General features: G+C 41.3%; 22 protein-coding genes. 11 read left to right on the forward strand and 11 right to left on the reverse strand.

What is annotated here, in order from left to right; genetic code table 11:
* Nucleotides 1–35: 35 nt before the first annotated feature.
* The 4 genes from ABVC65_RS00780 to ABVC65_RS00795 all read right to left on the reverse strand — a co-directional run bounded on the left by ABVC65_RS00780 (nucleotide 36) and on the right by ABVC65_RS00795 (nucleotide 6,329).
* Nucleotides 36–755: a Crp/Fnr family transcriptional regulator gene (locus tag ABVC65_RS00780; protein ID WP_004112109.1), complete on the reverse strand. Its 720-nt coding sequence runs from the start codon at nucleotides 753–755 to the stop codon at nucleotides 36–38.
* 30 nt (nucleotides 756–785) lie between these two features.
* Nucleotides 786–3,287, reverse strand: coding sequence for a S9 family peptidase (locus ABVC65_RS00785; protein ID WP_353582347.1), 2,502 nt, complete (start codon nucleotides 3,285–3,287; stop codon nucleotides 786–788).
* A gap of 68 nt (nucleotides 3,288–3,355) precedes the next feature.
* Nucleotides 3,356–4,675 (reverse strand): App1 family protein, encoded by a 1,320-nt coding sequence (locus ABVC65_RS00790; protein WP_353582348.1) that lies wholly within the window; start codon nucleotides 4,673–4,675, stop codon nucleotides 3,356–3,358.
* A 64-nt stretch (nucleotides 4,676–4,739) separates the two neighbouring features.
* The gene (locus ABVC65_RS00795; RefSeq protein ID WP_353582349.1) at nucleotides 4,740–6,329 is read right to left on the reverse strand and encodes a L,D-transpeptidase; all 1,590 of its coding nucleotides are present in this window, start codon (nucleotides 6,327–6,329) and stop codon (nucleotides 4,740–4,742) included.
* A gap of 263 nt (nucleotides 6,330–6,592) precedes the next feature.
* On the opposite strand from ABVC65_RS00795, the gene ABVC65_RS00800 reads away from it, so the two are divergent.
* The 4 genes from ABVC65_RS00800 to rpiA all read left to right on the forward strand — a co-directional run bounded on the left by ABVC65_RS00800 (nucleotide 6,593) and on the right by rpiA (nucleotide 11,357).
* Entirely contained in the window at nucleotides 6,593–7,726 is a 1,134-nt protein-coding gene (locus ABVC65_RS00800; RefSeq protein ID WP_353582350.1) for a diacylglycerol/lipid kinase family protein, read from the forward strand.
* A gap of 30 nt (nucleotides 7,727–7,756) precedes the next feature.
* Entirely contained in the window at nucleotides 7,757–9,430 is a 1,674-nt protein-coding gene (pgm, locus tag ABVC65_RS00805) for a phosphoglucomutase (alpha-D-glucose-1,6-bisphosphate-dependent) (RefSeq protein WP_353582351.1), read from the forward strand.
* Nucleotides 9,431–9,464: 34 nt separating this feature from the next.
* On the forward strand, nucleotides 9,465–10,541 hold the full coding sequence (locus tag ABVC65_RS00810; protein WP_032812457.1) for a ribonuclease H family protein: 1,077 nt from the start codon (nucleotides 9,465–9,467) through the stop codon (nucleotides 10,539–10,541).
* Nucleotides 10,542–10,658: 117 nt separating this feature from the next.
* Nucleotides 10,659–11,357, forward strand: coding sequence for a ribose-5-phosphate isomerase RpiA (rpiA, locus tag ABVC65_RS00815; protein WP_019261899.1), 699 nt, complete (start codon nucleotides 10,659–10,661; stop codon nucleotides 11,355–11,357).
* Between the two features lie 191 nt (nucleotides 11,358–11,548).
* Here the strand turns inward: rpiA and ABVC65_RS00820 are convergent, their stop codons facing one another.
* Together ABVC65_RS00820 and ABVC65_RS00825 are read right to left on the reverse strand one after the other, a co-directional pair.
* A complete protein-coding gene (locus ABVC65_RS00820; RefSeq protein WP_004268639.1) occupies nucleotides 11,549–11,638 on the reverse strand; it encodes a 30S ribosomal protein bS22 in 90 nt (29 codons plus the stop codon).
* A gap of 126 nt (nucleotides 11,639–11,764) precedes the next feature.
* On the reverse strand, nucleotides 11,765–12,394 hold the full coding sequence (locus ABVC65_RS00825) for a hypothetical protein (RefSeq protein ID WP_353582352.1): 630 nt from the start codon (nucleotides 12,392–12,394) through the stop codon (nucleotides 11,765–11,767).
* Between the two features lie 93 nt (nucleotides 12,395–12,487).
* Here ABVC65_RS00825 and radA point away from each other — a divergent pair, with 93 nt between their 5' ends.
* The 4 genes from radA (at nucleotide 12,488) to ABVC65_RS00845 (ending at nucleotide 17,651) form a co-directional block, all read left to right on the forward strand.
* The gene (gene radA, locus ABVC65_RS00830; RefSeq protein ID WP_353582353.1) at nucleotides 12,488–13,954 is read left to right on the forward strand and encodes a DNA repair protein RadA; all 1,467 of its coding nucleotides are present in this window, start codon (nucleotides 12,488–12,490) and stop codon (nucleotides 13,952–13,954) included.
* 33 nt (nucleotides 13,955–13,987) lie between these two features.
* Nucleotides 13,988–15,502: an adenosylhomocysteinase gene (locus ABVC65_RS00835; RefSeq protein ID WP_353582354.1), complete on the forward strand. Its 1,515-nt coding sequence runs from the start codon at nucleotides 13,988–13,990 to the stop codon at nucleotides 15,500–15,502.
* 92 nt (nucleotides 15,503–15,594) lie between these two features.
* A complete protein-coding gene (locus tag ABVC65_RS00840) occupies nucleotides 15,595–17,016 on the forward strand; it encodes an amidohydrolase family protein (protein WP_353582355.1) in 1,422 nt (473 codons plus the stop codon).
* 86 nt (nucleotides 17,017–17,102) lie between these two features.
* Nucleotides 17,103–17,651 (forward strand): cupin domain-containing protein, encoded by a 549-nt coding sequence (locus tag ABVC65_RS00845; protein ID WP_353582356.1) that lies wholly within the window; start codon nucleotides 17,103–17,105, stop codon nucleotides 17,649–17,651.
* 12 nt (nucleotides 17,652–17,663) lie between these two features.
* Here ABVC65_RS00845 and ABVC65_RS00850 read toward each other — a convergent pair whose 3' ends face one another.
* Entirely contained in the window at nucleotides 17,664–18,530 is an 867-nt protein-coding gene (locus tag ABVC65_RS00850; RefSeq protein WP_353582357.1) for a 5'-methylthioadenosine/S-adenosylhomocysteine nucleosidase, read from the reverse strand.
* A 266-nt stretch (nucleotides 18,531–18,796) separates the two neighbouring features.
* On the opposite strand from ABVC65_RS00850, the gene ABVC65_RS00855 reads away from it, so the two are divergent.
* From ABVC65_RS00855 to ABVC65_RS00865, 3 genes are all read left to right on the forward strand, one after another.
* Nucleotides 18,797–19,666, forward strand: coding sequence for an ABC transporter substrate-binding protein (locus ABVC65_RS00855; protein WP_116692528.1), 870 nt, complete (start codon nucleotides 18,797–18,799; stop codon nucleotides 19,664–19,666).
* A gap of 154 nt (nucleotides 19,667–19,820) precedes the next feature.
* Entirely contained in the window at nucleotides 19,821–20,771 is a 951-nt protein-coding gene (locus ABVC65_RS00860; protein ID WP_004121439.1) for an amino acid ABC transporter permease, read from the forward strand.
* Nucleotides 20,771–21,595, forward strand: a complete 825-nt coding sequence (locus ABVC65_RS00865; RefSeq protein WP_353582358.1) for an amino acid ABC transporter ATP-binding protein — start codon at nucleotides 20,771–20,773, stop codon at nucleotides 21,593–21,595. Before ABVC65_RS00860 ends, ABVC65_RS00865 begins: the two co-directional genes overlap by 1 nt.
* A 241-nt stretch (nucleotides 21,596–21,836) precedes the next feature.
* Here ABVC65_RS00865 and ABVC65_RS00870 read toward each other — a convergent pair whose 3' ends face one another.
* From ABVC65_RS00870 to ABVC65_RS00885, 4 genes are all read right to left on the reverse strand, one after another.
* Nucleotides 21,837–22,697 carry an aldo/keto reductase gene (locus tag ABVC65_RS00870; RefSeq protein ID WP_353582359.1) on the reverse strand — a complete coding sequence of 287 codons (861 nt, stop codon included), beginning with the start codon at nucleotides 22,695–22,697 and terminating at the stop codon, nucleotides 21,837–21,839.
* 91 nt (nucleotides 22,698–22,788) lie between these two features.
* Nucleotides 22,789–24,303, reverse strand: coding sequence for an L-arabinose isomerase (gene araA, locus ABVC65_RS00875; protein WP_004125629.1), 1,515 nt, complete (start codon nucleotides 24,301–24,303; stop codon nucleotides 22,789–22,791).
* 50 nt (nucleotides 24,304–24,353) lie between these two features.
* Complete coding sequence (locus ABVC65_RS00880) at nucleotides 24,354–25,046, reverse strand: L-ribulose-5-phosphate 4-epimerase (RefSeq protein ID WP_016817141.1); 693 nt, start codon at nucleotides 25,044–25,046, stop codon at nucleotides 24,354–24,356.
* Between the two features lie 90 nt (nucleotides 25,047–25,136).
* Nucleotides 25,137–26,750, reverse strand: coding sequence for a xylulokinase (locus ABVC65_RS00885; RefSeq protein WP_353582360.1), 1,614 nt, complete (start codon nucleotides 26,748–26,750; stop codon nucleotides 25,137–25,139).
* Nucleotides 26,751–26,777 lie beyond the last annotated feature (27 nt).

Here is a 26,777-nt window from a genome sequence, read left to right on the forward strand (position 1 = left end):
TTTGCCTCTACGTTGCGGCACGCAAAAATCGCGATTTATCTTTCTGCTCTGCGAATCAACATTCCAGGTTGGTAAATAATAATTGACCTACCGTGCCTTTTAATCCAACCCCTCTGAGCAAAATCCATCAACGCTTTATTAACTGTTTCTCTAGAAGACCCAACAAGTTGAGCAAGTTCTTCTTGTGTTAAATCGTGAGGAACAAGCACACCTTCCCTAACAGGTTCTCCAAACCTAGAAGCAAGGTTTAAAAGCGTTTTAGCCAATCTAGCTGGAACGTCCATAAAAACAAGATCAGAAATATGCTCATTATTTGCTCTTAAACGTGCAGCTAAAACCTGAAGCATGTCTACAGCAACCCTAGGATGATGGCCAAGCCACTTAAAAAGAACTTCGTTTTCTAGCCATAATACGCGAGTTCTATCTGTAATTGCTATTGCAGAAGCTGTACGCGGACCGCCGAACGGGTCAAAAACAGGAATCTCTCCAAGAATCTCACCGTGCGTGTGGATACTAAGCAATTGCACACGATTATCCCTTGAATGGCGTACAAGCTTAACCCGTCCACGCTCAAGCAGATACATGCGGCGATCAGTATCTCCTTCGTTAAAAATCGCCTGCCCCTTAGAAAAAACCGACTCATGCAAATGCTCGAGAAGCTCCCTCGCTTGATCGAGTGGCACTTGCTTAAATAACGCTGTATGCGTTAAAGGAAGGTCTTCCGTGTAGGGCTTATCTGGCTTAATTCTTACCACAATCAGCCTCCAATGTGTTTTAAAAATATTCTACGAAATACCCATGGCATCTAAACACCATGCGTTTTCATAGCAAACTTCCTCCCACTTTTTGTACCTGCCAGAGCTTCCACCGTGACCGCCATCTGTTTCAATGCGCGCAATCGCGTCCGCACCTGCAGCCTGCAAACGAGCAAGCCACTTAAGAGGCTCCGTAACAAGAACGCGAGTGTCGTTAATCGAAGAAGTTATAAGAATCTTTGGAAACTCACCTGGCTCAACATGTTCAGGCACATTCTCGTAAGGCGTGTAAGACTTTAAATAAGCGTAATCTTGCGCATTATGCAATGGGTCTCCCCATTCGTCCCATTCTGTAACAGTAAGCGGCAACGAGTCGTCTAGCATAGACGTAAGCGCATCAACAAACGGAACATCAGCTTCGATTCCCGCGTAGCATTGCGGAGCCATATTTGCTACAGCGCCCATAAGAAGGCCGCCTGCAGAACCACCATTTGCAACAGTCTGATTCGCATCAGCATACCCAGCTTGTTGCAAAGCGCGCGTAACGTCTACAAAATCTTCAAACGTGTGTTTTTTGTTGCGACGCCTACCATTCTCATACCACGCACGACCCATTTCTCCGCCGCCTCGCACATGCACTTGTACGAACAGCACTCCTCTATCCAGCATGCTTAGACGCGCCACAGAAAAATACGGGTCGCTGCTTATTTCATAAGCTCCGTAAGCGGTGATGAACATTGCTTGTGATTTAGCCACAGTGTTTTTACGCCACACTAGGGATACGGGTACGCGCTCTCCATCTCGGACAGTAATCCACACTCGTTTTTCTGCGTAGTCATTTTCGTTAAAATCGCCTAGAATTTTCCCACGCTTAAGCAAAACGTCTTTGCCTGTAATAGGATCTATTTCACGCAAAGACCCTAGTGTCGCATAGCTTGAACAAGAATAACGCATTCTTGGAGCTTCGTAAGAAGGATTACCAGTTGCTCCAATAAGGTAAACACGACTATTTTTAGCTTGTTCATTGGTTATTTTAGATAGTTCAATTCGAGCGGTGTTTTGATTTTGATTTTGGATAGATAAATCAGACAAATCAGACAAATTATCTTTTACAACATCGGTTGGTTGCCACTCTTCCGCTGTTTCCTTTATAAAACCTTCTGCCCCAACCCTAATAAAACGCCAAGGTCGTCCAGCATTAAAATCTTCAACAGCATTGCTTTTAGGCATAACAGCAAGCTGAGGCAAGCCATTCGCTCGGAAAGAAAGAGCCACATAATTCTTATAAACGCTTAAACCATCAATACTCAATCCGCAAGTTCCCTGTAAAATCTTAGGATTTTTGCTGTTATAATACGGTTCACTAACTGCTTTTTTGCTGGCTCCTGGTTCTAATAAATCACCATTTTTGCAGCCGTAAGGAGATCCCTGAACAACACAATCGCCTTCGCCAATGTTAAATGGCATTGATTCCATAGATCGCTTTCGCAAATCTATAACGTCAATCTGAAAATTAGGATTTTTAAGATTGTGGCTTACAAACATGAGTGGAATATCTTTACCATCATCTCCAGCATTTTCAAAGCATGCGAAAGAAACATCGTATTCCACGTTTTTTATAGGCTTTAACACCATCTTAAAATCTGCTTCTGGAGTGCTTAATGGAATCATTAATACGCGCGAAGTTGTTTTTGAGCTGCTGTTTATCATAATGCTACGTTCGTCGAAACTTTCGTAAACGCTAACAAAAAATCTCGCATCCAATTCTTCAAAAACTTTTACATCATCTTCTACAGAAGTTCCAATTTTATGTCTAAACACTTGGTATGGTCGCCATGCGCTGTCTAAAGTCACATAAAAAACCCATTTCCCGTCTGGTGTTAAAAGCGCAGAAGATATGCCTTTTATGCAATCTGGAAGTGTTATAAAATCATTGCTACTTTTGCAAAAATCACGAATATAAAAATCGAATCTTTCATCACCCTTAGTATCGACGCCAAACAACATTCTCGTGCCGTCTAAACTAATATCCATTCCTCCAAGTTGGAAGAAATCTCCACCAAATTCCGATGCCTCTTTGTTGGCGTCAAAAATAACTTCTTCGCCTTCTGTTTCTCCAGGATTTGCGCGTTCATCTATAACTGGCGGATCCCAGTCATTCTCATTTTTAACAGGCATTCGGCATTGAATCCCGTACTGTTTACCTTCTACGGTACGCACATAATACCAATATCCGTCCATTCTTGTTGGAACAGACATATCCGTTTCTTGAATACGCGATTTCATCTCATTAAACAGTTGTTTACGTAAAGAATCTAACCTAGAAACGCGTTGTTCAGTGTACTTGTTTTGAGAATCAATATATTCACGAAGTCTTTTGCTCTCTTTATCCTTCATCCAAGCATATTCATCTACAAACACATCATTGTGAAACTCACGAACATAATCAATTTTTGTAGCAGGCATAGGCTTAAAACCAGCAGCCTTATTTAAAGAATCAAACTCACCGACTTTTAGCGAACTATCTTGCATTTATAACCTTTACAACACATAGAAAACATAAAAATTCTACACAATTACACAATATCAACTACACAACATTAAACAGCATCCATAATAAATGGAATCATAATATCTTTCAAAGATTCACCATCTGGAGCTGCAAAAAATGGGACACCTTCAAAAGTTCCAGCAGCACCTTTAGCATTAACAAAATTACCATCACCAACGCTTGCAATTCTAGAAGACGCAAGAGTAACCCCAAAATCCTTCGACATTGCTCTTCTAAAATCGGTCATAGTTGAATTGACCTTAAGCTGTCTTATGCCTACCGCTAAAACCCGATTAGGGAATTTTTTTATAATACTCGCATAAGTAGCTGGATCCTTCTGACCATCATCACCAATAAGCACAAATCGCATACCTGGAAAATCATCCATAAGCTGCTGAGCAAACTCAAGCTTATGCTGAGGGCCAGTCGGCACAAAAGTCTTAGGTCTAGGATCTAAATCTCTAAGAAGAAGCGGTCCAGATGGAAAGCCTTCACGCGCAATGAAGTGTCGTATAGAAGCTTCCACATTCCAAGGAGAAGTTGAAAGATAGAAAAACGGTGTGTTAGGAACAAAATTACGAATCTTATTAAAGAAATGATTCATACCCTTAACAGCATGCCTGTGCTCTGGATTCATAATAAGCAGATTGTAAGCTGCTCTTAGCGGAGAAGGAGCCTGAGTGACCATAATAGTGTCATCAACATCGGAAATTATTCCCAAAGTAGATTTTTCAGAAATAACAAACATGCTTGCATCAACAGGCTCACGATTATCTACTTTATAAGACACTTTATGTTCACCAACATTAAGTGATCTTTCAGTAATCAAATCAAGATAACCAGAACAGTCTGAAACACAATATTCAGCACCACTGTTGAAACTAGCATCTGGCTTATCGTACACAGACGAATCACCAACTTGCGCAGATTCAACAGGAACACCATCAATGCTTAAAGAAACACGAATCCTAACAGCAGGAACAACAAGCATCGCATATATTCCGCGCTTCAAAACAGAATGATGACCAGCTTTAGGAGCAAGAACAGTACGGCAAATCAAACGAGCATAATTATCAGTTCCATAACCAATATAAGGCTCAACGCTTGGGAACCAACCCAAACGACGCATAATTTTACCGCTTACGCGCATCCAAAATCCAACGCTTGACGTAACAAATTTTCTGGCAAATCGAATAAAAGGCGGCTTTTTATCTATACGCTCTTCGTCCGAAGGAGCATCAAAAAGCGTGGCTGTAACTCGCACTTGAATAGGCGTACTGCTTATTCTTCTAGCTACAGCTGGAGAATCGCATTCTTGCTTGGCTTGTTCACCGCCTTTTACAGCGTTATTGTCATCCAATTTAGCCAAATTGTTACTCGCTTTTATGAATTTTATAACTTTTATAAAATCTATAACTCACTATTGCAATGAATTATTGACGAACTGGACCATCTGGCTGCTCACCAACCACTTGTACGATTGTTCCACGCGGGCAATTGTCGTACACCCACTTAGAATCCTGCTCGTACATATTAATGCAGCCGTGAGAACCATGCTTTGCTGGGTAGCCTTGTGCTATACCAACATCATTCCACCTTGCTGTATGGAATGAAATTCCACCGTTAAAGTAGCTAACCCAAGTAATTCCAGGCAAATAGTATCTAGAACCATCCCTATTAAATCCTTGCATAGCTTGAACGTCATAACGTAAGTAAATGTGGAATGTTCCATTTGGCGTCTCGTAATATCCATTGGAACCCGTGCAAACTGGCATTGTTCGTATTAATTGATCATCTTTGTAAACGCTTACTGTCTGCGTGGTTTTATCAACCACAATACGCATTTCAACAATCTTCTTTTCAACAGCAAACTTTACTACATTTGTTGGAACCGTAATCTTTGCGTCTGTACCCTTTTCGATAGCATCCACAACCTTGTTTGCTACATCCTTTGAATAGCGAACCTCTATGCCATTAACACCTTTAAGAGTGGTCATTATGAACTGACCCTTCTTATTATAAGTGTCTTCCTGATCTATTTTCTGCTGGTTTAGATTCTTAGCAAGCTCTTTTGAAAGCCAAGTATTTACTGCTTCCCTATCTACAGTAAACGAAATCTGCTTTCTCTGTTCATCAGCATTAACCTTAATCCAAGAGGCGATTGCAGATCTAGGTATCGTGAAATCTTTTGAATCGCCATTACTTAAAGTGATTTTCTTGGTAAGAATATTATTAAGCTGATCCACAGTTTTCTTAGCAACATCACGTTTAATCGGTGCTTCAATCCTACGAGACTCAATAGTAACTTTTACTGTTTTACCAGGATTTTCAAGCGATTTTTTAACAGCCTCACGAACAGGCAATGTTATTACTGTACGACCTGGAACACCATCTTCCACTACATAAGATTCAGAACCAGAATCGTATTTTGCCGTATAAGGCATTGCACGATCTTTATCGTTAACAAATTTCTTGATGATATACGCATCCATATCCATGTCGTTTCGCGTTGCTTGCAAAGCGACATTCTTCTGAACCCAAGGCATAAGCATTGTAAACGCGTTATCGTGCTTAGATCGCATTATATTTTTAACCGTTGCGCTCTTATCTACTTTGACATACAAGTCTTCAAAATTCGCGTTGATTGTTTTACCGCGATCATCTTTAATTTCTATTTTGGTGTTATCAACAGCATTATCTACATTTTTAGAAACCGCTGCCAACTGAGCGCCAACAATTTGATTACTTCCAGCAAAATGTACACCAGGAGCAACACGATCATGGAAATACGCTTGTGTGCCAAGAAAAGCGCAAACTATGAGTATAACGAATATAACCAAAGAATATAAAAGAACCAGTGCAGACTTGTTCGACTTATGACGATTCTTTAAAACAGCAGTCTGATTTATATTGTTATTGTCAATATTGTCATTATCTACACTGTTTACGTCTATATTATTAGCAATATGATCAATATTTTCAGACTTAAAAACGTCTGGATTATTATGTTCTAACTCGGACATACTCTTAAACCCCTGCTCGATTAATGGCACAAAAATCGCATGTGGCAAGTTTAGCACTTGCGTAGCATATAAGTCACATAAGGCATGTAAAGCTAAAACATGTAAAGCATGTAAATAGAAACAATAGAAATAAATAATAGAAATGCGAGCCAAAAATAAAAAATATGCTCGATACGTGATGAAAATGTGAAAAGTAATCAAATATTCGCAAATATTCTAAAAATAATCACCATATATTAAAGATGTGTGCAAGAATAATAAATATGCCAGATATGCCAATTCAAGCGACGATTGCGTTAATGGTGATTGTTTTTGCGCTAGTACTTGCGCCATTCATCATTATGATAGTTACGCGCGCCCTGAAAAAGCATCATTTAGCCGAAAAACTCGCAGAGCGACACGGAGATAGTGTACACTACGCTTTCATACTAAACCCGTCGAAGCCTCAAGCAGAACAATATAGGCTTGACATCAAAGAATATTGTAAATCACACAATTTCACGTACGAAATAATAGACACTCAACTAAATAAAGACGGGCGAGAATGCGCACTCGAAGCCTTAAAAAACGGCGCAAATATTGTTGTGGCAGTTGGTGGAGATGGCACTGTTAGAACGGTTGCGAGCGCGGTTTCTGGCACGAACCACGCTATGGGAATAATTCCAATTGGCACAGGGAACTTGTTTGCACGCAACATGGGCATTCCAGTAGATGATGTTCAAGCAGCACTAAGAGTTGCAACAAGTCACGGATCTAAAAAAGTTGACGTTGGGCGTGTTTTTATACTCGACAAACCGTATGAAGACCATGGTCACGCATTTTTGATTATTGCAGGAATTGGATTCGACGCTCTTATGATAGACGACACTAATCCAGCATTAAAAAAGAACATAAGTTGGTTAGCCTACTTTGTTGCAGGAGTTAAACACTTATTTGCGCCAAAATATCGAGGAGATGTGACTTTTATTAGAGAAAACGGTACAAATCACACAGCAAGAGGAATATCATTCCGCACACTTATGGCTGGTAATTGTGGACAAATACCAATGCTTTCTTTAATGCCAGAAGCCGTTTACGATGATGGAATATTAGACTTCGAAATTATTGACACATCTGGCGGATTAATTGGATGGGCTAACCTATTTGGAGATGTTGTACACCAAACTGTTACAGGAAAAGCACAGCAAAGTCCGCTTTCTACAAACTCTAAAATAGACCAATCGCAAGGTGTTGAAGCAAAAGTCAAGCTAGAACGACCTGCTCCTGTGCAAGTTGATGGAGATATTTTGGGCTACACAAAACACTTGCGTTTTAGTGTAGATAAACAGGCTCTATGCGTGCGAGTTCCAGAAAGTTTGCAATCTTCTTTGACTCAAGATAACTCTAACTTATCTTAAAATACCGTCGCCGTGGCAAAATAAAAAATTATGGTAGCAAAAAATGCGGGAATGCCCGCCACCCCAGAAGATCTAGTAGACGTCGACGCTTTAATTGGCGCTTACTACGATGAAGTTCCAAATTCCAATATTCCAGAACAGCGCGTGATTTTCGGCACATCCGGTCACCGTGGTTCTGCTTTAAAGACTTCGTTTAACGAAGCTCATATTGTGGCTATTACTCAAGCTATTGCTGAATATCGCAAGAAGGCTGGCGTAACTGGTCCTCTTTATATTGGTCGCGATACGCACGCTCTTTCTGAGCCTGCTCAAAAAACCGCTATCGAGGTTTTGGTTGCTAATGGAGTTCACGTTCGCGTGGATTCTCGCGGAGATTTCGTGCCAACTCCTGTTGTTTCTCAGGCTATTTTGACGCATAATCGCGCAGCCGATGGCACTCAGCGTTTTAGTGGAGACGGCTTGGCTGACGGCATCGTCGTCACACCTTCGCACAATCCTCCAACCGACGGTGGTTTTAAGTACGATCCTGTAACAGGCGGCCCAGCCCCTGCAGATGTAACTAACGCAATTGCAAACCGCGCAAACGAATTGCTCGATAACTACAAGTCCGTTAAGCGCGTGCCTTTCGAGGAAGCGATCAAGTCTGATTTGGTTGAAGGCTTCGATTACCGCGAGCACTACGTTAGCGATTTGGCTAATGTAATCGATTTCGATGTGATTCGCTCTAGCGGCGTGCGTTTGGGAATTGACCCACTCGGTGGCGCAAGCGTAAACTACTGGCCACTTATGAACGAAAAGTATGGTTTAAACATTGGCGTTGTGCGTCCAGAAGTTGACCCAACTTGGCGATTCATGACTATTGACCACGATGGCAAGATTCGTATGGATCCAAGCTCCCCTTACGCAATGAAGGGCTTAGTCGATCAGCTTAACGCTGGCGCTTGGGATAAGTACGATTTGGTTGGCGGCACCGATCCAGATGCTGACCGCCACGGTATTGTGTGCCCAAACTGGGGCGTTATGAACCCGAACCACTACATTGCAGTGTGCGTGGAATACTTGTTCGGCGGCGCTCGCCCAGATTGGCCAAAGAATACTGCTATCGGCAAGACTCTTGTGTCTTCTTCCTTGATTGACCGCGTAGCTGCTTCTATTAACGCTAAGCTTGTGGAAGTTCCTGTTGGCTTCAAGTGGTTCGTTGACCCACTCTTTAGTGGCGAAGTTGCTTTCGGCGGCGAGGAAAGCTCTGGCATGAGCTTCTTGCGCAAAGATGGTCGCGTGTGGACCACCGATAAGGATGGTTTGATTCCTGATTTGCTCGCTGCGGAAATTACTGCAAAAACTGGTAAGAACCCTGCTCAGCTTCACCAAGATCAGGTTGCTCGCTTTGGCGAAAGCTGGTACAAGCGCGTAGATACTCCAACCACTCTTGAGCAAAAGCAGAAGTTTGCAGCTTTGAGCGGCGACGACGTTGAAGCAACTAAGCTTGCAGGTGAAGATATTACCGCAAAGCTCACTGAGGCTCCTGGAAACGGCGCAAAAATTGGCGGCTTGAAGGTGACGACTAAGAACAACTGGTTCGCCGCTCGCCCATCTGGCACCGAGAATATTTACAAGGTTTACGCTGAGTCCTTCGTTTCTCCAGAAGCACTTGACAAGGTGCTTGAAGAAGCTACTGCCGTAGTAGATAAGGCTTTAGCGTAACGTAATAATCTTTCGTAAGTAAAGAATCTACTAACTGCGCTGGTTGCAATCTGCAGCCGGCGCATTTTTGAAAGGTTTTGTGATGATTGTTGTTTCTACCGATGGTTCAGCACTTGGAAATCCAAATGGATCAATGGGTTGGGCTTGGGCAGACCACACTGATGAAGCGGGAAGCACGCACGAGCATCAACATGCAGGAAACGCTGATGCAGGCGGAGCCACAAACGGCACAAATCAAATCGGTGAGTTATGCGCAGTACTCGAAGCGTTGAGAGCACATCCTGGCAGCGAGGATCTTACAATAGAAACTGATTCGCAATACGCTATAAACTGCTCAACCACATGGATTCACGGGTGGAAGAAGAACGGTTGGAAGAACTCCAAAAAAGAGCCTGTTAAAAACGCAGATTTGATTCGCGCAATCGATTCGGAGATTACTAAACGCGAAGGCTCTGTTAAGTTCATATGGGTTAAGGGACACGCTGGAAACGCAGGAAACGAGAAAGTTGATGAGCTGGCTAGAACTTATGCTGAAGATTGTCGCAGCAGATTGAAGGATGGATACCTGCCATTAGAAGGATGGAAATCGTTGATTTCTTCTACATATGCAGACGGTGTTGATGTACCAGAAGACGCAAAAATGCTGTTAGACGGAAAGATTTCTGATGCAGAATATCACATAGGAAGATGCGTTGGTAAGGATATTAATCCTGATTTTAAAGGCGATTCGCATCGTGAAACAAAACGTGAAACATCCGATGATAATGCCATCAAATACGACGATAACAGCGTTGCTAGCGACTCAACTACGCGTAACAGTAATACACAGGATGAATCGAAAGCCTCCAATGAGTCACGTAAAAATACGCAATCTCAAAATAAACAATCTCAAAATAAAACAGAACAAAAATATCAAGTAGTGCCAGGATTAAGCGTATCTGGAACATTACAATTCACACCTGCTCCAAACACAAGCCCAAGCTTTAATGGTCAACCACGTTACATATTAGGAAACATACAGGTAAGCGGATATGTTCAGCCAGACGGCACTCTTAAACTAGATCCAACCGAATTTTATATTCAAACAAAAGCTGCAAACAAAACAGAATAAAATCTGAACGCAGACTAATATGTAGTATGTATGAAATAAGTAGCGGTTAGTAAAAATCGCTATAAACACGCTGGTATTTTAGCCACGCCAGCAAGAAAGACAAGAAAGTAGGCACAAATGGATAAAGCACAGCAAGATGCTCTTAAGAAGGCAGCTGGCATTGAGGCAGCAAAGATTGTAAAAAATGGCATGATGGTTGGACTTGGAACTGGGTCTACTGTTCGTTTTCTTGTAGATGAACTCGGTCGCAGAGTAAAAGAAGAAGGCTTGAGCTTCACTGGTGTCACAACTTCTCGCCGCACTCAGGAACAAGCAGAAGGCTACGGAATTAAGATTCTCGACATTAACGATGTGGATCATATTGACGTTACGATTGATGGTTCTGACGAAGTAGATAAGAACTTTAACGGTATTAAGGGCGGCGGCGCAGCATTGCTCTGGGAGAAGATTGTTGCAATTAACTCCGATAAAATCGTTTGGATTGTGGACGCCAGCAAGGTTGTAGATACAATCGGCAAGTTCCCACTTCCTGTTGAGGTAATTCCATTCGGATCCGCACAAGTGATTCGCAAGTTTGAAAAGCGCGGATACAAGCCAGTTTTGCGTCTTGACGCTGATGGCAAGGAAGTGCGTACAGACGAAAATAACTTCGTTGTTGACTTGCACTTGGAGCGCATTGACCACCCACAAGAGCTTGCTAAAGATTTGATTGAAACAGTTGGCGTTGTAGAACACGGATTGTTCTTAAACATGGTCGATACTGTGATTGTTGGCGATCCAAATGGACCTCGCACACTCACAAACCCAAATAAGTAAACTGCATATCTAAATTTAACCAATCATTTCCCGAGAATGTACGTAAAATCCACTGTTTTACGTACATTTTCGGGAAATTTTTTACATTCTTCAATCATTGCAGTCTTCAATCGCAATAAAAAAAGCGCTGGAAAAATCCAACGCTTTCAAAAGTGTTACGTGCCCAAACGGGCAGGCGCGCCAAACAGCTACTACTTACGCTGATGACGAGTCTTACGCAGCAGTTTGCGGTGCTTCTTCTTGCTCATCCGCTTGCGGCGCTTCTTGATGACAGAACCCATCTGAAGCCTCCATTCATATGTAAAGTGTGCAACTTGCCTAATGTTACACCGTTTTGACGACTTTGGAAAATTTTAAAACAAAATTTTACAAAAACCCGTACAAAACAGCCTATATCACTACGAAAGTTACATTGGGAATTGCTTATAGAATCTTTCAACAGACTGTTTTAAACCAGTCACTTCAAATACAACAGTGTCATTTTGCCAGATAGCACTAGCCTTAGTTTTGCTATTATCATCTGCCTTCAAAACATAGCTTCCAGTGGCCTTACCAGCAACCTGAATCTTTCCAGAAGCAATATCACTTCCAGCTAATGCATCAGTTAAAAGCTCATATTGCTTATTTGCTAAATCACGACTACTCCATTGAGCAACAACGACTGAAACATCACTTCCAGATTCTCCCGTAGAATATCTAACAGTGTATTCTTCCAAAGGAGATGCGGAAGACCATTTAGCACTAGGAGAAGCATCAACACGCGCAAAATCAAGAACACTATCTGGCATAGATCTTAACAGCGCAGTAGATGTACTAGGTAAATCTTTAGACTTAATTGACGGAGTTTTTGCAGAAGACACCTGAGTTTTAGCAGCCTGCGGTTGCTGGCGATTTAACGCCCAGCCAGGCCATATGAATGCGGAAACTATAGCTAAAACGACCACTATTACGGCAACTATAAGAACTTTTCGTAAGTTGTTATGAGAAGCAGATACAGATGAAGTCGAGTTAGAAGGATTATTCGCATAAGAATTCATATTTTTTACCCCACATAACACTGTTCAACATACTTGGATTATCTCACAAAAGTATGACGGTAAAATGTCTACAAATGCAGCTAGCGTCAAATCATGGCTGCAAAATCTACTACTTACTACTTATGCTCCGAATGCGGTTGGAGTGGTTCAAAATGGTATGGTCGCTGTCCAGAATGCGGCGAATGGGGAACATTAAGCGAGTTTCACGAGCCTAAAGCTACAAGCGGAGTTTCACGAGCCTCCACAAGATCTAGAAATGCAAAAAATAACATTTCCACAATAACAAATCTTGATTCTAGCGTAGATGCTCAGCCAATCAGTGAAATTACAGCAGATAATGGCATGCGAATCCACACAGGATTTAGCGAATTTGACCGCGTTTTAGGAGGCGGGCTTGTTCCAGGATCAGTCACGCTTATAGCAGGCGAACCAGGAATCGGAAAATCTACTCTACTTTTAGAAACAGCAGGAAAAATTGCCAAGAATTGCAACGGATCTGCGAAAAACACTGCCGAATACACAAAAAACACTGACGAATCCGCAAAAAACTTAGTACTTTACATTTCTGGCGAAGAATCAAAGTCGCAAGTAAAATTGCGTGCATCACGCATAAATGCTATAAGTCAAAATCTTCTTCTTGCTTCTACAACAGACTTAAACACAGCTTTAGCGCTAATCGAAAAATATAAGCCAACTCTTGCAATTGTTGATTCGGCTCAAACTATTGTTTCTAGCGATGTTGAAGGAATTACAGGAGGCTCCACTCAAGTTCGAGAAGTAGCTAGCGCGCTTATAGACGTTGCTAAAACTTGCGATATTCCAATTCTTCTTGTTGGACACGTTACAAAAGACGGATCGATTGCAGGTCCTCGCACGCTTGAACATCTTGTAGACACTGTTTGCCAATTTGAAGGAGATAGTCAAACCGCATTACGCATGCTTCGCGCTGTTAAAAATCGTTTTGGACCTACAGACGAAGTTGGCTGCTTCGACATGAGTGGCGATGGCATTGAAGAGGTTCCAGATCCTTCTGGGCTGTTCCTGTCTTCTAATGGAAATTGTAAAAACGAAGGAACGTGCGTAACTTTTACTTTAGAAGGACACAGAAGCATACCTATTGAAATTCAAGCTCTTGTTACAGATTCGGTTCTACCAGCCCCTAGACGCGCAGTTTCTGGAGTAGACACAAACAGAATTGCCATGCTTACCGCTGTTTTATATAGACATGGCGGATTAAATCTTCTATCTAAAGATATTTACGTTTCTACGATTGCTGGAGCTAAGGCAAAAGAACCTGCTTGCGATTTAGCAATAGTAGCAAGTTTGGCGAGCGCAGCCAAAAATAAGGCAGTTTTACCTTTAACTTGTGCGATTGGTGAGATTAGTCTTACTGGTCAAATTCGCCCAGCTTCTAGAATGGAACCTAGAATTAGAGAAGCAGCTAGGATCGGTTATAAGCGTGCAATCGTGTGTAATATGCGAAAGAAAATTGGCATTCCCGGTATTGACATAATCGAAGTAGAGAATTTAAGAGAAGCTTTGAACGCGCTTGGATTGTAGGAATAATATAAGAGCTTTATATAGGAGTTTAATATGATTGATTTTAGCGAATGGGCTGCTATCACTTCGCAGAGAACTAACAAATCTCTTGCTGGGGCACGCGTGTTTATTGGAGATAACAATATTCAAAATGAGAATGCTAAAAATAGTGACCCAAATAGTGATGTGGAGAAATTCTTACAGAGCGCGCAATCTTGGGGAATAATTCCTACAACTTGTAAACAATATGCAGATTTTGACGCCACTAAATCTTACGAAAATATAGAAGACACTATGGTTAATGCACCTAATTTAAGCGGAAAAGACGCAATAGATTACGCGCAAAAACATATGCCAGTAATGCGCACGCTACTTAACAACTTGAAAGAAAATGGACTTGATTTAAAAGGCGTTAGAATAGCTGTTTGCCTTGTGTTGGAGCCAAAAACAGCTGTATTGCTTAGAGAATTGCACGCGCACGGAGCGATTGTTGGCGTTTTTTGCGGTCCAGATGAAACTGACCAGCGTGTAGCAGATCAGCTTAAAAAAGAAGGCATTTTAGTACAAGCAAACCGAGATTGGACACCTGAACAAACTCATGAAGGTGCGCTAAAACTCTTAGACGAAATACAACCAGACATAATAATCGACGATGGAGCTAGTTTTGCGCGCCTAGCAAGCCTGGAACGCCCGCAAATCGCAGCTAATCTAATAGGAGTTGCAGAAGAAACAACTAGCGGAGTGCGCGCTTTTGAAGCAATGCAAAAAGCAGGTCGTTTACACTACCCTGTAATCGCAGTAAATAACAGCGCTCTAAAAACCGATTTTGACAATAGACATGGAACTGGCGAAACATGTGTTACTACGATGCAACAAATTCTTGGGAGCAAATGCTTTAAAAACGCTAAAGTAACTGTTGTTGGATATGGACCAGTGGGTCGTGGATTTGCTTTAAGAATACGCGCATTGGGTGCAAAAGTTACGATTTGCGATACAAATCCTGTACAGTCCTTGCGCGCAGTTTTCGACGGTTTTGAAGCTAAAAATCTTGAATGCGCTGTTGATACAAGCAATATGATTGTTTCTGCAACAGGCGTTCGACACACGATTACATTGCAGCATATGCAAAGCATGCAAGAAAACGCGATTTTGGCTGTAATTGGCGGAATCGCAAACGAGATTGCACTAGACGAAATCCCTGATTTTAAGCCAGTTGTTGGAACTCCACAAAGAAAAATACAGATTCCAAATGGTCCGCAAATCACGCTAATAAGTGAAGGAGACGGAACAAATTACACTACTGGTGGCGGAAATCCTATTGAGATTATGGACTTTAGTTTTGCTGTTCAAGTGAGCGCCGTAGCGTATTTGCTAGAGCACAATGGAGAAAACAAGAAAAATAGCGACAAGAATCCTCTTGATTCTGGAATCTGCCAACTACCTGAAAGCTCCGACGAACAAATAGCAAACATAGCGTTAGCAGAACGCGGATATAGTGCTAGCGAATCCAATAAAAATAATGGTTACAGATGGGATTTAACAAGATTTGCCGAAGAAGAAAACATTTAGATGAAATCCAATTAACCAAATCATAATAAATCTAAGCAATAATATAGTAACAGCAACAAAATTAGTTAAACGATAATTCCATAAGGAACGCAATGCTTACAGATCCAATACGCAAACTTGCACATCCAACACCACTTAGCGAAGTCACATTATACAGTGCGGCAATGGTTATTCCAGTAACAGGTCCTATTATTCCCGAAGGAGCTGTAGCAGTATCGAATGGGCGAGTTGTACACGTTGGAACGAGACAGTGGGTATTAGACATTCTAAAAGATGAAATGCCAGACGATTCCTATAGGAAGATGTTTAACAACGAACGACATTGGCATGGTCTTATGACACCAGGTCTTATAAACGCCCACACGCATTTGCAATACACGAATATGGCAAGCGTGGGCCGCGGCGAATACCGCAATTTTCGAGACTGGGAAGAAGGATTCAATGTTGTTTATGACAAATTACAAGAAGAAAAACAAAAAAATCCATCGCTAACAACTTGGAAGACTTCTGCACAAGAAGGCGCCAGAATGATGGTGGAAGCTGGCACTACTGCAGCTGCCGACATTGTAACCGATATCGAAGCAGTTGGAGCGCTTGCGAGCCAAGGCATGCACGGCATAGCCTATTGGGAGGTAATGGGCTGGAAAAACGTTGACTGGAAGGAAGAAGGCTACGCTAAGCTGCTCGAAATGCTTGGCAAAATGATGAATAACGGCAGCGTACCGAGTATAGGAATTAGCCCACACGCACCTTACAGTCTAGAAACCGAACCTTTTGTAGATTTGCCAGACATTGCAAGGCAGCTAAACATGCGCTTGCACATACACTTAGCAGAAACACCTATGGAGGCTGGAAATCACGCCGATACACTCACCACGTATTCCGCCCCAGATTGGAATGCTAACGTTTGGGCAAGCTACAGCGAACTTAAAGCACATGGAATGACAGCTTCCGCAATTCAGTTTTTGGATCAACTCGGTTCCCTTGGACCAGACGTACATATTGCGCACGGAGTTTGGGCAGATGGCGAAGACCGCAGAATTTTGCGCCAACGCGGAGTGGGAGTGGCGTTGTGCCCAAGATCCAACCGCATTACTGTTACAGAACGAGACGCGCCAATTCGCGACTACATGGAAGAAGGAAACTTGCTTGCGATTGGTACGGATTCTCTATCTTCTTCCCCATCTCTTGATGTTTTAGACGACGCTGCAAAAGTCTATGATTTAGCAACAGCGCAAGGGTATAGAAAAGATGATTTATCTCACCGAATTATTCGAATGATGACTTTGGGCGGAGCCAGCGTTATGGGTTTGCATGTTGGACCACATAGAATAGGACAGATTAATGCTGGAGCTACAGCAGACCTTGCGTTCTTTGATATTCCAACCGATACAGAATCTCCTCAAGGAATTGAGGAAACTCTTCACAATTTTGTGCGCCATGGTGCAGGTAGTGCAAAAGCAACAGTTATCTCCGGAAATCTTGTATACAATAATAGTGCTTTTGCTCAATAATCTGATGCAAACACAGATATGACGTTTAACGAACACATTTAACGCAAATATGAACGCAAATATGAAAAATAAAAGGAGCATGCATTATGAGTGTCAGTTTAGAAAATATGAGTGATTACGCCAAAAACCTTGTTAAAGAATTACAGTTAGAAGCCCACCCAGAAGGCGGATGGTACACCCGCGACTGGCAAGCAGCGCAACTATATAGCGCAAATAACAATGCAAATACTTCAAACGCAGGCGCAAACAATACGCAAATTGACGAAAACACTGGCGCAGACGCACCAAGACCATTGGCTTCTCTTATTTACTTTCTTTTACCAGCTGGCGATTCAAGCGCATGGCATAAAGTTGATGCAGATGAAATTTGGTTATGGCACGGACCATCAAATCTTACGATTGAGCTTGGTGGATGTGGTAAAACCCCTTGTGATGAGGCAGATTTGCATCGTTTTACTCTTGGAAACTCTAAAGATTGCAATGGCTTATCCACGCGCGGACATCTTGTAATTCCTGCTGGAACATGGCAGAGAACAATACCAAGCGATGGCGATGTTCTTGTTTCTTGCGTAGTAAGCCCTGGCTTTACTTTCAGCGGCTTTGATTTAGCAGAGCAAAACGATTCAAATAAGTAAACTAGTCTGCAGTTATTTAACAAGCGCCTTCAAAACACGCAAAGTTAACGATCCTGCTTGATTCGCCGCAAGAACCAAATCATCCTTATGCGAGTCCACAGATTCGTATGATTCTCCACAACGGTTGCTCATTGAGCGAATCGCAAGGAATGGAACACCGTTTTTAGCCGCAATATGTGCAGCAGCCGCACCTTCCATCTCTTCGCAATCGCCAAAAACCGTTGCTCGCACAGCGTCTAAAATATCAGGATCTGTGTTAAATTGGTCACTTGTTGCTATGTTTCCACACATATAAGCAGCGCTATTTACATTAGACTCGTTTTGCTTAAAGTCCGAGGATAAGTCGCCAGCAACCGAAGAGGATTCTTCCAAAGACTTCTCAAGCCTAAATCCTAATAATTCTGCCTCTTTAGCAGCTAAATCGCATAATTTTGAATCTGATTCAAAAACAGATTTGTACGGAGCACACTCTGCAATAATTTGCGTATTTGTTTCTAAATAGTGAAGTTTCTTGCCTATAACAATATCTCCAACACTAAGACGCGGATTTAAAGCACCTGCGATTCCGCTAAAAATCAACACTTGTGGATTTGATTCGATTATCAACGCTTGAGCTGCAGCTGCGGCAGCGCACTTTCCCATTCCAGCAACACATATTGTAAGAGTAGGATTTTCGCCTTTGCTATTAGAAGCGATTTTGCCCTGAATAAAAGTAACCCCATACGAATCCCAAGTTTTATAATCCCCACAAAATGCTTGAAGAATAGGCTGAGCTTCTTTTTGAAGTGCAACTATAACAGCAAGTTTTGAAAGATGACTAAAATCTTTAGAACTTTCAGAAAAATCGTCAGCCGCGCTATGTTCAAAATTATTTAACATAAAATACTCCTCAAAAAGCAACACACCGTATGTAACTGACACTTAACATACTACGACTTAAGTCTAATCACCACAAAACCACGTATTAAATCAACAAAATATAGCGCGTTATAAACAATCGCGATAACAATTCTGTAACAATTAAGCCTTAAATGCTTTCAGCATCTTATAAACTATCAAATGTACGGCCGCAAAACCTACTTAAATCGCTTAAAAAAACGAATAAGCGAAAAATCTTAAGGTTTTAGCAAAAACAAGGAGAAAAAATGGCTATTTTCGTACACAACAACTTGCACACCAACCGCGTAGCAATCGCTGCTACAAAAATTGCAGCAGCAGCATTAGCAATGGCAGCAATGGTTAGCACAGCAGCATGCGGCAGCCAAAACGCACAAGATACAAACCAAAAGACGATTACTCCAGGCGTTTTGACAATCGGCACAGCTCAGCCAACTTACACACCTTGGATGTACGATAACAAGCCAGAAAACGGCAAGGGTTACGAATCTGCAGTAGCATACGCTGTTGCAAAGAAACTCGGATACGATAAAGACAAAGTAAAGTGGGTTCGCACAACCTTCGACTCCGCAGTAACCCCAGGACCAAAAGACTTTGATTTTAACCTTCAGCAGTTCTCTATTACGGAGGAACGCAAGAAGGCAGTAGACTTTTCGCCAAGTTACTACAACGCAACTCAGGGTGTTGTGGTCAAAAAAGATAGCAAGTTTGCTAACGCAAAGACCTTAGCAGACCTTAAAACCGCTACAATTGGCGCAATGGTTGGAACAACAAGCTACAGCTTTGCTAAAGACAAGATTAAGAGCGATATTCAAACCTTTAACGATAATGACGCTTTGGTTCAGGCTCTTGATTCTAAGCAGATTGACGCACTTGTTATAGATACTCCATCTTCCGTAAACATTGTGCGCAGCAAGCAGGTTAAAGAAGGTGTTGTTCTTGGACAGATTGCAGGATCGGAAGATAAGGAAGGAACTGGATTGGTACTTCCAAAAGGATCTAAGCTTACTGCAGACGTCACTAAGGCTGTGAATGCGCTAGAAAAAGATGGTACTTTGAAGAAGCTCCAAGAAAAGTGGCTTGCAGAGTACACGACTAATGTGCCAGTTCTGAAGTAAAAACTAAACCAAAAATAAAGAAAAATAAATAAAAATCGTACTAACGTCATTACCAATACGCATTATTGTAAGCAACTTGTAACCCAATCGTCACATAAAAGTGCTTACAATAGTGCGTATCATTCATTATGTCGAAAGGCTCAGGCTACCGCCAATGACAGTACTTACCGGCACTGCAACAGATTCTGCAAGCAACAAATCGAATAAGTCACTCTCCAATACACCGTCACTATCTAGCGCTAACACTGCGTTAGATGAAGGAACATACGCTTTAAGTGATATTGAGATTGAGCGCAAAGCAATACGCAAAAAGCAAAATCTTAAATCAGTTTTAACAAGCATAATAAGCACTTTAGTATTGCTTGGCGTGTGCATTGCGGCACTTGCAATGAGTCCTGGTTGGCCAAGAGTGCGCGAAACATTCTTCTCTGGCAAATACTTCATGCTATCTTTGCCATCCGTTTTGCAAGGCTTAATGCTTAATCTGCAGGTGCTAGTATTCGCTGTTATTGGAGTAGCAATACTTGGAACTTTAATTGCTGTTATTCGCACAAGCGTAAGCCCAATGCTTTTCCCTTTGCGAGCTATAGCGCAATTCTACACAACTATTATGCGCGGCATACCAATGCTTGTTGTGCTTTACTTAATCGGCTTCGGCATACCAGGATTGCAGCTTTTTGGACGAATACCACCAGCAATACTCGGCACAATCGCCATTGTTATGAGCTACTCTGCATACGTTGGAGAAGTGTTGCGCGCAGGCTTTGAAGACGTGCATCCATCTATGCGAGCATCCGCAAGGTCTCTTGGCTTAACATCTGGTCAAACTGTGCGATTAGTGGTAATTCCTCTTGGCTTAAGAAAAGTGGCTCCTGCCTTAATGAACGACTTTATATCAATGCAAAAAGATGCAGGACTCATATCGGTTTTGGGCGCTGTAGACGCTGTTCGAGCCGCTCAAATATCTGTAGCAACTTCTTATAACTTCACTCCATACGTTGTAGCAAGCGTTGTGTTTATAGCGCTGAGCATTCCGTTTATTGTTCTAAACGATTGGTATACGGCAAGGCTGCGCAAACGCGAGCTAAACGGAGGAACCGTGTGATGAATAACTTAACAAACCAGAAGGTAAGTCAGCAAATGAGCGATTACACAAACACAAGTGATCAAACGAATACAAGCGATTACACGGATTCAACACCAGTTTTGCGCTTAAGCAATATTCGCAAATCGTATAACTCAACACCTGTTCTTAAAGGCATTTCTTTTGATATTGCACCTCACGAAGTGGTAGCTCTTTTAGGACCTTCTGGAAGCGGAAAATCTACTCTTATGAAGTGCATTAATCTGCTTGAGCGAGTAGACGACGGTCAAGTTTGGCTTGGAAACACAGATATTACAGATCCTCGTATAAATCAGGATCAAATTAGATCTCAAATCGGAGTTGTGTTCCAGCAATTCAATCTTTTTACACATATGAGTGTTTTAGACAATGTAACTCTTGCTGCGCGAAAAGTTCACCATTGGGCTAAAGACCGCGCAGAAAGCCGCGCAATGGAGCTTCTATCTAGGATTAAGCTAGAAAATAAAGCAAAGTCTTACCCAGATCAGCTTTCGGGAGGCCAGCAGCAACGAGTGGCAATTGCGCGCGCGCTTATGACAAGCCCACAACTTTTGCTTTTAGACGAGATTACGTCCGCACTAGACCCAATGCTTGTTGGAGAAGTTCTAGACATGGTTGCGGAGCTAAAACAGCAAGGAACCACGATTTTAATGGCTACTCACGAGATGCATTTTGCTCACGAAGCTGCCGATAGAGTGGTTTTGCTGCGAAACGGCGTTGTTGCAGAAAATGGCACGCCATACGAGGTTATGGACGCTTGCACAGACCCAGAAACACAGAATTTCTTTAAGTCTTTCCGCCATTGATTTTTTAGGAACAAACGCGGTAATCTCGCTCGCGTAAGCGTAATCCTATTCCCGCGTTTGTTCCCAGAACCACCAAATCCGACTACAAAACCAAGAACACCTTCCCGCGTTTGTTCCCTTTTTGAGCAAATATGTAAACAAACGCGGGATAAAAGAAACAAAAACAAGAACATTTTCCCGAGATTGTTTACATATTTGGCGATTTTGGGAACAAACACGGGATAAAAGAAACGCCACACAATCATGCATAACTAAACGTTGCAGGATCGTGCCCCATGCGCTCATTAGAGTTCAAGTTATCTATTGCGCGTATTTCGTCATCCTCAAGACTAAATCCAAAAACATTAATATTTTCACGTTGCCTATTTTCTGAAACAGATTTAGGTATGATAATGTATCCATGCTCAATATGCCAGCGCAAAATCACCTGAGCACAAGTAACATCATGATTCTTAGCAATAGTTTCCAGAACACCATCGCCGATATTCAAATCACGTCCGCGCGCCAATGGAGAATACGCTTCAATAGCAATATTATGCTTCTTGCAAAAATCAACTACATTAGACTGCTGCCAGCTCGGATGCAATTCAATCTGATTCACTTGAGGCCACTGACCGACTTCATCATATAAACGCTGCAAATCAGAAGGCATAAAGTTGCATACACCAAGCGAACGTACCCTACCTTCCTCTTTCAACTTAACAAATGCTTTCCATGTTTCTGCAGAACGCCAATTAAATGGTGTAGGCCAATGAATCATATACATATCCACATAGTTCAAGCAAAGATCCGCAAGCTGAGAATCAAAAGCCTTCAAAGTATTGTCATACCCCTGCTGTGAATCTCTAACCTTTGTAGTCACCCATAGGTTTTCTCGCAATTCTCCAGTATTAAAACCAGTTGCACACAATACTTCGCCTAGTTCATTCTCATTGTTATATCCAGCTGCAGCATCAATATGTCTGTATCCTAGCGAAAGAGCGCTTTCTACAACATCATGCATACTTACTTTATCAACTCGAAGTACACCTAAACCAACTTGTGGTATAGAATTGCCATCCGATAATAAAATGTTAGGCACAATGTGCATATCTTCATTCATTAAAACACCCCTTCGCTATAATTGACCATTATTTTCAAAGGCAATAATAACACAACAAACACTCCTCACTAGAGACGCAATAACGCCAATATTACTTAACATTAAGCTTGTAATACATTTGAGAAATCTGTAGATTGCGCTCAAAATCTTGGGCATTAGTGTTTTTATCAATCACAGCTAGTTCAACACCAGAGATACGCGCAAAATCTTCCCAAACTTCTCTACCAATTGACGTTGTCATACAAGTATGATGGGATCCACCAGCCAATAACCAGCATTGCGCAGACAAAGATAGACTTGGCTGCGGTTTCCACATGGCGCGAGCGCAAGGCAAATTCTTTAAGCTTCCAGACGGCTCTACAACATCTACGACATTCATTAAAAGTCTAAATCTACTGCACATATCCGCAAGAGAAACCACAACAGCATCCTTTTTAGGAGCAGCAGTAAACACGAGTCGAACAGGATCTGATTTTCCGCCGATACCCAATGGGTATATAGCAAGACGAGGTTTTTGAATACTTCCAATAGAAGGCGAAACTTCTAACATATGTGATCCTAATATCATTTCGTTATCTGGCTCAAAATGATACGAGTAATCTTCCATAAGAGAAGCTCCACCTTCAAGACCATACCCCATAACTAATCCCAAACGAACCAATATTGCGGTTTTCCAATCCCCTTCTGCCGAGAAACCCCATCCATATTCGGAAGGAAAACGTTGAGCAGCAACTCCTGGAAGTTGAGAAAGACCACCAAGATCTTCAAAATTATCTACTGCAGCAGTAGCATCATAATCACGCATCATGGATACCATTCCAATTTCCTGCTTAGCTGCAATTAACAGAGAATCATATTTTTGATTTAATAATTCTGGATCAACATTGTATTTATTTTTATAATCTTCTATCAAATCTTTAGCTTGCTTATCTGTAGCACGATTAACATATGAATTTAATTCGTTTACAGACCAAGTATTAATAGATGCACCAAAGATTTTCTCAGCTTCAGTTTTATCTCCTTCAGTAACTGCAACGTTACGCATATTGTCTCCCCAACGCATAACGTTCATATTGTTAGACGCCCACCAGCCTAAACACGCACGAACCCAAGCATTTATGCGATCCGAAACTTCTGGATTCGTATAATGACCAACAACTATTTTTCTTCTGATACCAAGTCTAGAAACAATATAACCGAATTCTCTATCTCCATGAGCAGCTTGATTTAAATTCATAAAATCCATATCAATACTGTCCCAAGGTATTTCACGATGATACTGAGTATTCAACTGAAGCAAAGGTTTACGCAACAGTTCTAATCCGCGAATCCACATTTTTGCTGGCGAGAACGTGTGCATCCAAGCAATCACACCTATACAAGATTCTTTTGAAGAAGCATCAACCATAAAATTACGCACAGCGTCAGATGACTTTAAGGTTGGTTTCAAAACAATTTTCACAGGTATCGAATGTTTATTATTTAAATAATCTACAATTTCTCTAGCTTGTGTTGCCACTTGTTCTAGGGTTTCTGGACCATATAGTTCTTGTGAACCTACAGCAAACCACACTTCTTTGTTCTCAAAAGGATTTTCCATAGCCATTATTTACTCCTATACGACTTATATATGTAATTGTCTTTAGATTATTTTTATTAGTTTTGTCCGTAAACATTTTGATATCGTTTATTAAGCGAATTAATATCTTCTTGCTTTATATCGATTATTTTCCCTATTTGCCTAGCAGCCCACATTGTTTTGGCTACTTCTTCCGTCATAGCAGCAGCTTTCACAGCACTTTCTGCATCTTTTCCAATGACGAATGGACCGTGATTTTGCATCAAAACCGCTGGCGACTTAGGATATTTGCGTAATGTTTCAACAACGCCTTGTCCAATGGCCTCACTACCAATCAACCTGAATGGTCCAACTGGAACAGAGCCTCCAAACTCATCTCCCATCATTGTTAATCCACACGGTATATTTTCTCCAATAGCAGCCCAAGCAGTAGCGTAAGTCGAATGAGTGTGCACTACTCCAAATACTTCAGGCATATTCCTATAAATATAAGCATGCGAAGCTGTGTCAGAACTTGGAGAATAGGATCCATCAACAACATTCCCATCTAGATCACAAACAATCATTGATTCAGGAGTTAGTCTTTCGTATCGTACTCCAGAAGGCTTAATAACCATTAAATCAGCAGTATGCAAACGTTGAGAAACATTTCCCGCAGTCCACACAACTAAATTCCATTTAATAAGTTGATCATGCAAATTGGATACTAATTCGCGTACCAGTTTTACCTCAGATTGAGTTTCTTGTGAATAATCTTTTAAAGTTTTCATAATTACTATTTCTTTCTAATAAATTTTTTAAAAATATGATGAGAAAACACTATTTTTAGTCTGACTTAAGCAATCTTCTGTGCAATATTTTTACGGCATCGTAGCTATTGCTGCATGTTCTATTGGCAATGACCTCATAAATTGCTCAAAATACCTCTGGAATCCTTCCACGTCATCCTTACGAGGGAAAACGGTGACTGAATTCACATGAGCAAATACTTCATTTTGCAAAAAGTCTATTAATGTTATATTTTTTCGTCTAATGTACGATGCTAAAATCGCCATTCCCCACGATCCGCCTTCAGAAGCCGTAGGCATAGTGGTTACTGGAACACCAAACGCCGCCGAAGCAATACGCTGAGAAACTTCAGGGGTGGCAAAAATACCACCATGGCCAAGCAAAGAATCAATTTCAACATGCTCTTCTTTTGTTAAAACATTCATTCCAATAGTCACTGGACAAAATGCTCCATATAGTTGAGCACGCATAAAGTTTCCGAGTGAAAGTTTTGCTTGCGGACCGCGAGCAAATACAAATCGCCCTTCTTCCAAACCTGCTTGGAACTCTCCAGAAGAAAAACAGTAGTTAATATTTCCTCCAGCATCAAATTCAGTTCCATTATCAACAGCAGAATTAAACAGGCTTGTATATAACAAATCCATTGATATTGGTTTTCTTATTGCATCAGCAAATTGAGCGAATAAGTTAACCCAAGCATTTAAATCTGTAGTGAAATTATTAGCATGACTCATTGCAGATAAATGACCATCTGGAGTCATAACTATATCTAACTCTTTGTGAGATTTTGACAAAGGACGCTTTAAAACAACAGTTGCAAAAATAGATGTCCCAGCCGAAACATTACCAGTACCAGGCTTTAATGTATTGGTTGCAACCATACCAGTTGCCGCATCTCCTTCAGGAGGAACAAATGGTATTCCTGGATTCAAAATGCCACTAGGGTCAAGAAGAGAAACACCATCAACTGTCAATCGACCAGCAAATTCTCCAGCTGAAAGAGGTGTAGGTAAAATATCCTTCAAATTCCAAGGCTGACTAGATATTTCAGGAAGATTCTCAATTTTATTTAACGCATTCTCATCCCAGCTTAAACTGTTTGAATCCATAGGAAACATTCCAGAAGCATCCGACAATCCTAATACTTTTTTGCCAGTAAGCTTCCAATGAATATAGCCAGATAGCGTAGTAAAGAATGCTACATTATGTACATGTTCTTCCTCGTCAAGCGCACATTGATACAAGTGAGCTATCGACCAGCGCTCCGGTATATTAAGATTCAATTCACTAGAAAGAATTCTGTGAGCATCATGCGTATTAGTATTTCTCCAAGTCCTAAATGGCACAAGCAACTTATTTCTATTATCAAAGGCTAAATAACCATGCATCATTGCTGAAATACCAATGCCGCCAATATTATTTAAACGCAATTGGTAGTCTTTATTAATTTGATTACTTATCTGAGAAAAAACAGATTGTATACCATGCCAAGCATCAGATAAATCATAGGTCCACAAACCATTTTCTAGTTTGTTTTCCCACTTATAAGATCCTTCTGCAATAACTTGATATTGTCCATTAATTAAAGCACCTTTAATTCTAGTTGAACCCAACTCAATACCAAGATATGTGTTTGCATTAATAATATCTTTTTTATTAGATGATACACTCGAAATATCACACATGATGCTCCTTTGCATGCTTTTATAAGA

It is taken from the genome of Gardnerella vaginalis (assembly GCF_040427915.1).
In the GTDB taxonomy this organism is placed as follows: Bacteria; Actinomycetota; Actinomycetes; order Actinomycetales; family Bifidobacteriaceae; genus Bifidobacterium; species Bifidobacterium vaginale_C.